Origin of the sequence: Streptomyces sp. NPDC059900 (assembly GCF_050270335.1) — a bacterium.
In the GTDB taxonomy this organism is placed as follows: domain Bacteria; phylum Actinomycetota; class Actinomycetes; order Streptomycetales; family Streptomycetaceae; genus Streptomyces.
In genome coordinates this window covers 1-11,011 of record NZ_JBNNJZ010000265.1, presented here as the reverse complement: position 1 = coordinate 11,011, position 11,011 = coordinate 1, and the positions used below count along the sequence as shown (strand labels likewise).

The 11,011-nt window shown below is 71.0% G+C and carries 11 protein-coding genes; 4 read left to right on the top strand and 7 right to left on the bottom strand.

What is annotated here, in order from left to right; genetic code table 11:
• The 4 genes from asnB to ACQKIP_RS28020 all read right to left on the bottom strand — a co-directional run.
• On the bottom strand, nt 1-1,646 hold a 1,646-nt coding region (gene asnB / locus ACQKIP_RS28035), incomplete at its 3' end, for an asparagine synthase (glutamine-hydrolyzing) (protein ID WP_427744449.1).
• A 187-nt stretch (nt 1,647-1,833) separates the two neighbouring features.
• Nucleotides 1,834-2,322 carry a cupin domain-containing protein gene (locus ACQKIP_RS28030; RefSeq protein WP_365861033.1) on the bottom strand — a complete coding sequence of 163 codons (489 nt, stop codon included), beginning with the start codon at nt 2,320-2,322 and terminating at the stop codon, nt 1,834-1,836.
• A 181-nt stretch (nt 2,323-2,503) separates the two neighbouring features.
• Nucleotides 2,504-3,127, bottom strand: coding sequence for a TetR/AcrR family transcriptional regulator (locus ACQKIP_RS28025; protein WP_365861031.1), 624 nt, complete (start codon nt 3,125-3,127; stop codon nt 2,504-2,506).
• Nucleotides 3,128-3,132: 5 nt separating this feature from the next.
• Complete coding sequence (locus ACQKIP_RS28020; RefSeq protein WP_365861029.1) at nt 3,133-4,611, bottom strand: MFS transporter; 1,479 nt, start codon at nt 4,609-4,611, stop codon at nt 3,133-3,135.
• A 223-nt stretch (nt 4,612-4,834) separates the two neighbouring features.
• Between ACQKIP_RS28020 and ACQKIP_RS28015 the strand changes: the two genes are divergently transcribed.
• The 4 genes from ACQKIP_RS28015 (at nt 4,835) to ACQKIP_RS28000 (ending at nt 8,985) form a co-directional block, all read left to right on the top strand.
• Nucleotides 4,835-5,722 carry a Gfo/Idh/MocA family protein gene (locus ACQKIP_RS28015; RefSeq protein ID WP_365861028.1) on the top strand — a complete coding sequence of 296 codons (888 nt, stop codon included), beginning with the start codon at nt 4,835-4,837 and terminating at the stop codon, nt 5,720-5,722.
• A gap of 440 nt (nt 5,723-6,162) precedes the next feature.
• On the top strand, nt 6,163-6,984 hold the full coding sequence (locus ACQKIP_RS28010) for a helix-turn-helix transcriptional regulator (protein WP_365861026.1): 822 nt from the start codon (nt 6,163-6,165) through the stop codon (nt 6,982-6,984).
• Between the two features lie 110 nt (nt 6,985-7,094).
• Nucleotides 7,095-8,135, top strand: a complete 1,041-nt coding sequence (locus ACQKIP_RS28005; RefSeq protein WP_365861024.1) for a PhlD — start codon at nt 7,095-7,097, stop codon at nt 8,133-8,135.
• 61 nt (nt 8,136-8,196) lie between these two features.
• Nucleotides 8,197-8,985, top strand: a complete 789-nt coding sequence (locus tag ACQKIP_RS28000; RefSeq protein WP_365861023.1) for a GNAT family N-acetyltransferase — start codon at nt 8,197-8,199, stop codon at nt 8,983-8,985.
• A gap of 27 nt (nt 8,986-9,012) precedes the next feature.
• On the opposite strand, the gene ACQKIP_RS27995 is transcribed toward ACQKIP_RS28000, so the two are convergent.
• From ACQKIP_RS27995 to ACQKIP_RS27985, 3 genes are all read right to left on the bottom strand, one after another.
• Nucleotides 9,013-9,567 carry a DUF1062 domain-containing protein gene (locus ACQKIP_RS27995; protein ID WP_365861021.1) on the bottom strand — a complete coding sequence of 185 codons (555 nt, stop codon included), beginning with the start codon at nt 9,565-9,567 and terminating at the stop codon, nt 9,013-9,015.
• A 324-nt stretch (nt 9,568-9,891) separates the two neighbouring features.
• Nucleotides 9,892-10,440 (bottom strand): isochorismatase family protein, encoded by a 549-nt coding sequence (locus tag ACQKIP_RS27990; protein ID WP_365861019.1) that lies wholly within the window; start codon nt 10,438-10,440, stop codon nt 9,892-9,894.
• Between the two features lie 42 nt (nt 10,441-10,482).
• On the bottom strand, nt 10,483-11,011 hold a 529-nt coding region (locus ACQKIP_RS27985; RefSeq protein ID WP_427744444.1), incomplete at its 5' end, for an MFS transporter.

Here is an 11,011-nt window from a genome sequence, read left to right as displayed (position 1 = left end):
GCGACGGCGTACTTGGGGTCCTGCGTGGAGGGATAGGGGCTCTTCACGCGGTCGTACACGGAGCGCGGCAGGACGTCCGCGGTCGCCTCCCGCAGGAGGGTCTTCTCCCTGCCGTCGAAGGACTTCAGGGACCAGGGGGCGTTGTAGACGTACTCGACCAGGCGGTGGTCGCAGAACGGCACCCGCACCTCGAGGCCGACGGCCATGCTCGCGCGGTCCTTCCGGTCGAGCAGGATGCGCACGAACCGGGTCAGGTGCAGATGGCAGATCTTGCGCATCCGGAACTCGAAGTCGCTCTCGCCGTCGAGGCGCCGGATCCCGGCGACCGCCGTGTCGTAGCTCCGCCGGATGTACGCGGGCAGGTCGAGGGCGGCGGCGAGGTCAGGGCGCAGCACGTCCGAGTCGTCGCCGAAGTGCTCGGCGAACCGCACCAGCCAGGGGAAGGTGTCGGCGTTGCGGGCGTCTTCGTCGAAGAACTGCAGATAGCCGCCGAAGACCTCGTCCGCCGACTCGCCCGACAGCGCGACCGTCGAGTGTTCGCGGATGGCCCGGAAGAGGAGGTAGAGGGAGGCGTCCATGTCGCCGAAGCCCATGGGCAGATCGCGGGCGCGGATCATCTTGGCCCGCACCGCGGGGTCGGCGAGCGCGTGCGAGTCCAGGACGATGTCGCGGTGATCGGTGCCGGAGGCCTTGGCCACGTCGTGCACGTAGGGGGTGTCCGGGGTGGTGCGCAGCTCGTCGGCGACGAAGTTCTCGCTCTGGCCGACGAAGTCGACGGCGAAGCTGCGTACGGTCTCGCCCGCCTCGCCCAGTTGGCGTGCGGCGATCGCGGTCATCGCCGAGGAGTCGAGGCCGCCGGAGAGCAGGGTGCAGCGGGGCACGTCCGAGACGAGCTGGCGGCGGACGATGTCGTCGAGGAGCTCGCGCACCCTGGCGACGGACTCCTCGCGGCCGTCGGGGTGCGGGCGCGTCTCCAGCTGCCAGTAGGCGTGGCGGCGCAGGCCGCCGCGGTCGACGGTCACCACGGTGCCGGGCTCGACCTCGTTCATGCCGTCCCACACGGCATGACCGGGGGTCTTGACCATGGCGAAGAGTTCCCGCAGACCGTCGGTGGTCACCCGGGCGCGGGCCAGCGGGTTGGCGAGGATCGCCTTGGGTTCGGAGCCGAACAGGACGCCGTCGGGGGTCTCGTAGTAGTAGAAGGGCTTGATGCCCATCCGGTCGCGGATCATGACGAGCTTGTCGTGCCGTCCGTCCCACACCGCGAACGCGTACATGCCGTTGAGTCGTTCGGCGACCGCCTCGCCCCACTCCAGATAGCCGCGCAGGACGACTTCGGTGTCGGATTCGGTGGTGAACTCATGGCCGCGCCCGGTCAGTTCGCGGCGCAGTTCGGTGAAGTTGTAGGTCTCCCCCGAGTAGACGAGGGCGACGGTGCCGCGCGGTGTCCGCGCGGTCATGGGCTGGCGCCCGCCGGGCAGGTCGATGATGGCGAGCCTGCGGTGCCCGAGTCCGGCGGGGCCCTCGATCCAGGTGCCCCGGTCGTCGGGGCCGCGGCAGGACATCGTCTCGGTCATCGCGTCCAGGGTGCTGGACACGGACCGCAGATCACGGTCGAAGGAGACCCAGCCAGTAATGCCACACATGCGCAACCTCCTGCTTCACGCCGCCTGCCGGCCGACACCCCGAAAAGTAGGTGTAGCTAGCAGCTATGTGGCGAGGGTGCGCCTCCCGGTTGCGTACGGTCAATGAGCCGGTAACACGGAACGACAGATTCCAGCCATCGGCAAAGACTTCCCCAAAGGGGCTCTCACCTGGGCTTTTGCACGCGCTTTAGGAAGCACCCTCGACCGGTACCGCGCCGTGCGCGCCGGCTGGGTCCGCCAGCCGGAAGTCCGCGTAGTCGAAGCCCGGTGCGACGAGGCAGCTCACCAGGACCGGCTCGTCGCCGGTCGGGCGCGCCGCCTGCCACACACCGCCGGGCACCAGGATCTGCGGGCGCTCGCCGTGTTCGACACCGGGACCAAGACGCATCGGGGCCGCGCCCTCTTTGGGGAGCTCGCCGTCTCCTCCCAGGCGCAGGTCCAGGGGGCCGCCGCGGTGCCACAGCCAGATCTCGTCGGAGCGCACCACGTGCCAGCGGGACTCCTCGCCCGGACAGAGCAGGAAGTAGATGGCCGTGGCCGCCTTGCGCGTGCCGGGGTAGCCCGCGGGCGCGAAGGAGTAGTCCGATGCCCAGGTCTCCACGAACCAGCCCCCCTCCGGGTGCGGCTCCATGCCCAGTTCGCGCGCCAGGTACGGGGGTTCGTGCGCCTCGCTCATGCCTGCTCTCCGTTCCGGAAGGGGCGCGGCCCTCGGCTTCGGCGCACGCGGCGCGACCGCACGGTCGACGATACGCAGCCGGGGCCACGCGCGCGCCGTACGCGCCCCGAGAGATACGGAATCCCGGCGGACGGAGCAGCAGCACGGGCGCCATCACGGAGGTATCAGCACCGGGGCTTCCTCACGGAGGCGTGAGGAAGCCCTGCACCACGGGTGCGTACCGCTCGGTGATCTCATCGATCGGCGTGTCCCGCACCCGGGGTCCGCGGGCTATTCCGTACATCACGCCCAGACCCAGCAGCGTGCCCACCGCGAGTTCGGCCCGTACGCCCGCGTCGGGGCCCGTCAGGCGCTCGCCGAGGCGGTCGACCACCTGGGTGCGGAAGTTGGCGCGCAGGGTGTCGCCCAGTTCGCGGTGGAGCGGGGCGAAGACGATCCGCAGGATGGGGTCGGCGCCGTGCTCGGCCTGGCCGGTCAACAGATGACGGACCATGTGGTGGCCGAGGTCGGCGAGGGGCGCGTCGAGCAGGGCCTCGGCGTCGGCCTCGAAGGACATGATGCGGGCGAAGAGGGCGTCCTTGTTGCCGAAGTACTTGAGGATCAGCGGCGCGCTCACACCGGCCCGTTCGGCCACCGCCTTGAGCGTGATGTCGGCGTGCGCGTGCCGGGCGAGGAGATGGCGGGCGGCGCGGATGATGGCGGCCTTCGTCGCTTCGGCGTCGCGGCGGGCGGGCCCGGTGTCGCACGCCCCGGGGTGCGCTGCCGCGCCGGAAGCCGGGGCGGTCGCGGCGTCAGAGGTGTCCAAGACGTTCAGCTTCTTCCTTCCAGGGCCGTCTCCTGCGCGGGTCCTGGCCGCCCGGCGGTCGGCGCCGGTCCGTCGGATGCCTGGTCCGAGGGTATGGCGAGGGCCGCGCCACAGGCGACGAGTGCGATGATTCCGGCCATCGCGAAGGCCAGTTGATAGCCGGGCAGAGTCGCTACCGCCACCCCGTCAAGCGTGCTGGTGTGCCGGATCAGCACGGCGGCGACCGCCGCGCTGCACACGCTCTGTCCGATGGTGCGCATCAGGACGTTCACGCCGTTCGCGGACGCGGTCTGCGCGAGGGGCACGGCCCGCAGGATCAGGGTCGGCAGGGCCGAGTACACGAACGTCGTCCCCGTCGAGACCACCGCCGCCCCCAGGACGATCACCCACAGGTGGCGGCTGTCGACGATGCGCACGACATAGCCGAGCGCCATGACGGCCGCCCCGATGGCCAGCGTCACCCGGGCCCCGTGAGCGGTGGAGACGCGGGCCGACACGGGCGAGAGCACCAGCATGATCAAGCCGTTGGGCAGCAGGCAGAGGCCGGTCGCCACGATCGAGAGGCCGAGGCCGTAGCCGCTGGCGACGGGCGCCTGCACCAGCTGGGCGGTGACCAGCGAGTTGGCGTAGAACGCGAATCCGGCCAGGAGCGCCGCCACATGCGGCAGGGCCACCCGACGCCCGGCGGCCAGGCGCAGGTCCACCAGGGGCTGTTTCGCCCGGAGTTGCTGCCGGCACCACACGGCAAGGACGACGGCCGCCCCGGCGAACAGAGCGAGCACGGGAGCGCTGCCCCACCCCCACTGCCCTCCCTGGGACACCGCGAGCAGCAGACAGACGAGCCCCGCGGCAAGGCCGAGCGCGCCCACGACGTCGAAACGCCCCGGCGAGCGGACCGGCGACTCGCGTACGGTCCACCAGGCGAGGGCGAATCCGGCGGCGCCCAGCACGCTCGTCGCCCAGAACATGGCGTGCCAGTCCGCGTACTGCACGATCAGCGCGGCCAGCGGCAGGCCGAGCGCGGCCCCGATCCCGACGGTCGAGCTCATCAGGGCGACCGCCGAACCGGTGCGCTCCGGGGGGAGTTCGTCCCGCAGGATGCTGATGGACAGCGGTACGACGGCCGCCGCCGCGCCCTGGAGCGCGCGGGCCGCGATCAGCACCCCGATGTCCGAGGTGAGCGCGCAGAGCGTCGAGCCCACGGTCATCAGGCCGAGCGCGATGAGCAGTACCCGTCGTTTGCCGTACATGTCGCCCGCCCGGCCGAGCACCGGCGTCAGGACGGCGCCTGCCAGGAGGGTGGCGGTGACCAGCCAGGACACGGCGCCCGGTGAGCTGCCGGTCAGGCGCGGCAGGTCGGGGAGCAGCGGCACCACCACGGTCTGCATGACCGCCATCAGAATGCCGCCGAAGGCCAGGACCGGAACCGTCAGGCGGGAGCGCAGAGCCGCGCCGTCTGCGGAAGATATCGGGACGAGCTTCATGATCTCTCCAGCGCGGGCACAAAAATCCAGCGAAGTGACGGAAGGCCGAAGCGAAGTGAATGCGAATTCACCATAGCGGGTGAATGGGATTTCACCACCCGTCGGGCCGGAATCGATATCCAGCCACGCATGACTCGTACACCACGGCGAAGTGCGGCCAACTGCCTTGCGGGCGCTGGCCGTCGCCATCGCCGGCGGTATGGAGTCAGCCATAATGCCGTTCATGAAGAGACTGCGAATTGGGCTTGTCGGTACGGGCTCCTGGGCCTCGGCCACGCACGCTCCGGCGCTCGCCGCGCACCCGGACGTGGAGTTCAGCGGCGTATGGGGCCGGCGCCCGGAGGTGGCATCCGCGCTGGCCGCGGCGCATGCGACCACGTCGTACGCGGATGCGGACGCGCTGTTCGCCGCGAGTGACGCCGTGGCGTTCGCCGTACCGCCGGACGTGCAGGCACCGCTGGCCGCGCGGGCCGCGGCGGCGGGCTGCCATCTGCTCCTGGACAAGCCGGTGGCGACGACGGTGGCCGCGGCACGCGACCTCGCGGCGGCGGCCGAAGCGGCCGGCGTGGCGTCCGTCGTCTTCTTCACGCTGCGCTTCGCCGGGCCGACGTCGGCCTGGGTGGCGGAACAGGCGGCCAGGGAGGACTGGTTCGCGGGGCGCGCCGACTGGTACAGCTCGTTCTACGCGGCGGACGGGTCGAGCCCGTTCTCCTCGCCGTGGCGGGCGCAGCGGGGCGGACTGTGGGACGTCGGCCCGCACGCCCTGTCCGTGCTGATGCCGGTGCTCGGCGCCGTCACCGCGGTGACGGCGGCGGCAGGCCGCGCGGACCTGGTGCATCTGATCCTGCGGCACGACACGGGGGCTTCGAGCACGGCGACACTGAGTCTGACCACACCGCCCAAGGCGTCGGGAGTGACGGTGGAGCTGCGCGGCGAGACGGGAACGGCCTTGATGCCGTCAGGGGGCGGGGCGCTCGACGCGTTCCGCTCGGCGGTGGACGCGCTCGTCGAATCGGCGCGATCCGGCCAACCGCACGCGTGTGACGTCCGGTTCGGTCTGCGCGTGACGGAGATCCTGGCCCTGGCGGAGAAGCAACTCCCCGCAGGCTGAGGCTTGCGGAACCGCCCGGTCTGGCTGCGGGCGGCCGGTACCGTGGCCGCTACGTAATGGCGAGTGACGGCACCGGCCGCAGCCAGTGGGCCCATGAACCGGTCCGGGAAGTCGCGCCGTACGTCCCGAGTGCGACGTTTCCGACCACACACATCGGAATACGAACAACCGATCCATACTCTTCCCGCAACGGCCCAGTAGGCCTAGGGGGTACCCGGTGCCGAGGAATTTCAGCCAATTTGCAGCTCCCCGGACAAGATGCCCCACACTTGTGTCCGCGTGCCCACCGGCGAGGGAACTCCCAGGTCGGTGGTCGCGCTTCGTCCATGATGCCGCATCGACTGATCGTTTTTCTTCGGGCAATCTTTACTACCAAAGCTGGTGAGAATATTTAGACTGCTGATGCTCAACTCGGCATGCACCAAGAGGGATTACCCACCATGAACAAGACGGCGCTCCGCGCTCTGCTCCGCGAACGACGCGCCCTCATCGCTCCCGAATCACACGGCTTCAGCCGCCCCACGGGCCAGGGGAGACGCGCCCGCGGCCTCTCCCAACACCAGGTCGACCAGTTGTTGCACCGCGCCATCGGGACATATCACCGACTGGAGTCGGGCAGTTATCCCAATCCGCCCGCCTCGCTTTTGCGGGATGTCGCGCTGCTGTTCGGACTCAATGAACAGGAGTGGGTGTCCCTCTGCCGCTTCGCCTTGCTGCACGAGCCTCCGGGGCCGCTCCACCAGTCCTCCGGCAAACAGATCCCCGGAGTCTGGCAGGAGGCCGTCGAGAGCATTCGGCACATGGCCTACGTCACCGACGCGTCCTGGGACATGCTCGCCTATAACGAACCGTTCGCCGAGTTGTTCGCCCATGGGGCGGTGCCCGGCAACACCATGCGATGGATGCTCCTCGACCCCGACGGACGCCGGTCCCTGACGAACTGGCACACGGCCTGGGCCCCCATGGTCCTGCCGCAGCTGCGTGCCGCGCTCGCGGCACGGCCGGACGACGAGGTCCTGCGCCAGATAGAGAAGGAAGTGCTCGAAGACCCCGAGGCCGCTCCTCTCTACGGAGCCGACGACCTCGTCTCGCACCCGGACGGCGACGAACGCCCCCTGTACCACGCGCAGCAGGGGCCCGGCTGGCTGACCATGTGCGCGGCACAGCCCATGACGGCGCCCGGCGCCCGGCTGATCATCATGGTGTTCCACCCCGGCGAGAAGCGCGCCCATACACGTGCCCCCATGCTGCGGGCTCGCTGACCGGCCGTCACATTTCCGAGGACTCCGGTTGCCGGAGGGGGCCGATTCAGTGCGGTGAAGTACGTTGTGCCGCACGTCCCCCACATCCGACCAGCAGTGGGAGTAACTTCGTGCCCGCCTACGTCTCAAGACCCATGACCGTCTTCGGCGACCACAAGGTCACCACCGCTGAGATCGCGGACGACATACGTGCGCACCATCCCGACCATCCGCGGCTCGCCGCCATTCTCCGTGTCGTGGGCAACTGCGGTGTCGACACCCGCTACTTCACACGCCCCCTCGACACCCCCTGCATCACGGGCAGTGCCGGTATCACCGAGAGGGCCGAGACCGCCTTCCAGGACTCCGTCGACATGGCCGAGCGTGCGGCCCGCGCCGCGCTCGACGCGGCAGGCCTCGCCGCGGCGGACATCGACGCGATCGTCACCGCGCATGTCACCGGCTGGGCCGTACCGAACCTGGACGTCCATGTCTCCGCCCGCCTGGGACTGCGCCCCACCGTGCGGCGCATCGCCCTGACCACGTTGGCCTGCGCCGGTGGCGCCCAGGCACTGCTCCGTGCCGCCGACCTCGTGGCCGCCCGCCCCGGCAGCACGGTCCTGGTGGTCGCCTCCGAGGTCATCTCCACGGTCTACAACCACGCGGACTCAACCATCGAATCGATGATCTACAAGTCGCTGTTCGGAGACGCTGCGGCCGCGGCGATCGTCACCGACGAACCCTCCGGGCCCGGCATCGCGATCGACGACAGCTTCGAGTACGTCCTGCCGGACAGTCTCGACCGCTACCGGGGACGGATCGCCACCGACGGATTCCACTTCGACTCGACCAAGAAGGCCCTCACCGCCGCCGACGACGTGCTGCCCGCCGTCATGGACTGGTACGGCCCCCTGGCTCCGGACTTCGCCGTCATCCACCCCGGCAGTCCCCGCATCATCTCCGACACCACCGCCTCCCTCGGCCTCACCCCCCACGACTCGCGCCACTCCACCGACACCCTCGCAGCCGAGGGCAACCTGGGCGGCGTCAGTGTCCTGCGGGTCCTCGAACGCACCCATGCCGCCGCCCCCGCCGACGGCGCCCGCGGCGTGCTGGTCGCCTTCGGGCCCGGCTTCGCCACCGCGGCGCTGCGCTGCCACTGGCAGGCCTGACGGGCCGGTCCCGGGCGCTAAATCGGTTGCCGCGCACCCCCGCCGCTGCTGAAGTGCCCGCATGGATCACGAAGCGGTATTGGCGGCGTACGACCGGCAGCTCCGGCGTGAGGCGCGGACGGACAGCCCGGGCGCGCGCGTCGAACGGGGCGGGGGCGTCGTCCGGCAGGTCGGCGCGGAGCACGACTGGAACGGCGTCCACTGGGCGGACACCGACGAGGCCACGGCGGACGGCGTCATCGCCGAGCAGGTGCGGTACTACACCACCCTGGGGCGCGAGTTCGAGTGGAAGCTGCACTCGCACGACCGCCCGGCCGACCTCGCCGACCGGCTGCGGGCGGCGGGATTCGTCCCGGAGCCGCCGGAGACCGTGATGGTGGCCGAGGTCGCGGGCCTGCCCACGGAGCCCGAACTGCCCGCGGGAGTGACCCTGCTGCCGGTGAAGGACGCGGTCGGCGCACGGCTGATGGCCGAGGCCCACGACGCGGCGTTCGGCGCGGACGGCGCAGGGCTCGGCGAGCGGCTCGCCGCGCGGGTCCTCACCCAGCTGACCGAGACCCCGGACGCCGTCGCCGCGGTGGTCGCGATGGCGGGCGACGTGCCGGTGTGCGGGGCACGGATCGAGTTCTGCCCCGGCACCGACTTCGCGGGCCTGTGGGGCGGCGGCACCGCACCGCAGTGGCGGGGCAAGGGCATCTACCGCGCCCTGATCGCGTACCGCACCCGCATCGCCGCCGAACGCGGCTACCGCTACCTTCAGGTGGACGCCACCGACGACAGCCGCCCGATCCTCCAGCGCCTGGGCTTCGCACCGCTGAGCGTGACCACGCCGTTCGTCCACCGGCCCTGAGGCGCCGGCAGACGAACGGCCACGGCTTCAGAGCTTCAGCGTGAAGGTGAAATCGCCGGAGAGCTTGCCGCTCAGGCGGACCGCCGACACGAGATTCCCCTCGGCGAGCAGTCTCTCGGCCTCGGCCCGCGCGAGGCCGAACCCTTCGGCGATCAGCCGCATCGGCCGGACAGGGATCGGCGCCGCGAAGCGGACCGAGACCTCGATCGCCTCGCCCTCCCCCGGTCGATCCGCGCCGCCGCCGGTGTCGAGGCGCCAGGCGCCGTCCCAGTCGAGGGCGATGCGATTGCGGCGCCGCAGGGCCGGGTCCCGGAGCAACTCGGCTGCCAGAGCGGGGTCGTTGGCATGCATCCGGTCCAGGAGAGCGGGCCGTACGGAGCGCACGTTCGCCCGCTCCAGGACGGTGACCTTGGTGGTGTCGCCGCAGCGGGTGCACAGCGCCAGGAGCCAGGCGTCGAGGAGCTTGTGGTGGGCGTTGACGCGGAATTTTCCGTTCGCCGTGAAGCGCCCGGAGCCGCAGCCGTGGCAGCGGCGCAGGACGATCGGCAGGCGGGTGGGCATGACCACCCAGATTTTGAGCACAGAAGTACACCGGTTCCAGTGAGAAGTCCGCAGCAGGAAGAAGCGCGGCGCACAGGCGCGACGCGCGACACATCAGCACTCGGGAGGTCTCACTTGGTGTACAACGGCACGTCCTTGCCCAGACGGTGTGGCTCGGCAGCACGCTAACGGGGCACGGACGCACGGCTCCACCGGTTTTCCGCGCGGCCGGCCGGCCGGTGATCGGCGGGTGCCGGCGGGCGTTGCCGCAGGCCCCACCACGGCGTCGGCGTCGCTGCCGTCGACCAGCAGGCAGTGCGCGGCGCCGTGGCGGGCGGGCGAGCGTCCGGGGAACGTCGCAGGCGGCTACAGCAGCTTCGCGATCGCCTCCGCGGTGTCCGTCTCGCCGAGCCTCGGGAAGATCTTCTCGATGCTGTTGCGGTGCGCGTCGGCGTCCATGTCGGTCACGGCGTCGACGGCTACCGTCACGTGATAGCCGTGCTCGTGCGCCGAGCGGGCCGTCGACTCGACGCCGATGCTCGTCGCGATGCCGGTGAGCACGATCTGGGTGACGCCGAGGCGGCGCAGCCGGAGGTCGAGGTCGGTGCCGTAGAAGGCGCCCCACTGCTGCTTGGTGACGACGATGTCGCTGTCCTGAACGCCGAGCCCGGGCACCAGGTCCGCCCAGTCGGCGGGCACGTCGCCGCCCCGGGCGGGACCTTCGGTGCGTCCGGGGGCGCCACCGGTGACGCGGACCAAAACGACGGGCAGACCGCGCTCGCGGAAGGCGTCGGCGAGGCGCGCCGACCGCTCGACGATCTCCGCGGAGGGGTGGGCCGTGGGCAGGGCGGTGATGCCCTTCTGGAGGTCGATGACGACGAGGGCCGTGGTGGGGTCGAGGGTGGTGGCAGTCATGGTTCTGGTCTCTCTCTTACGGGGGTGTCGCTGGGGAGTGGGTCAGGTGCGGGCGCGCAGGGCCCGGTCGGTGAGGGTCAGGGCGACCAGGGCGAGCGCGAGGACGGCGCCCACCGCGCCCATGAGGTGCAGTCCGGCGTCGTCGGCGCGCTGCCCGTAGGCGAGGCCGATCAGGCCGGACGCGGCGATGGCGCCGATGTACTGGGCCGTGCGCTGCAGCCCCGCGGCGGAGCCGATCGCGTCGGCGGGGGCGAAGCTCTGCACGGCGGCCTGGTTGCCGGTGCCCATCAGTCCCTGCGGGATGCCGAAGCAGGCGCCGGCCAGGAGCAGTACCGCGAGCGGTGTGCCGCCGGAGGTGAAGAAGAGCAGGGCGCTGCCCGCGACAAGCAGGACGGAGGCGATGGACAGCGGGGCGCGGATGCCCTTCGTGCGGGCGCCGAGCAGCGAACAGGCCAGCGCGGCAAGCGACATGGGCAACATGACGAGCCCGGTGTGCAGGGAGGAGAGGCCGCGGGCTTCTTCCAGCCACTGGGTGAAGCCGTACATGACGCAGTACACGACGAGGTAGCTC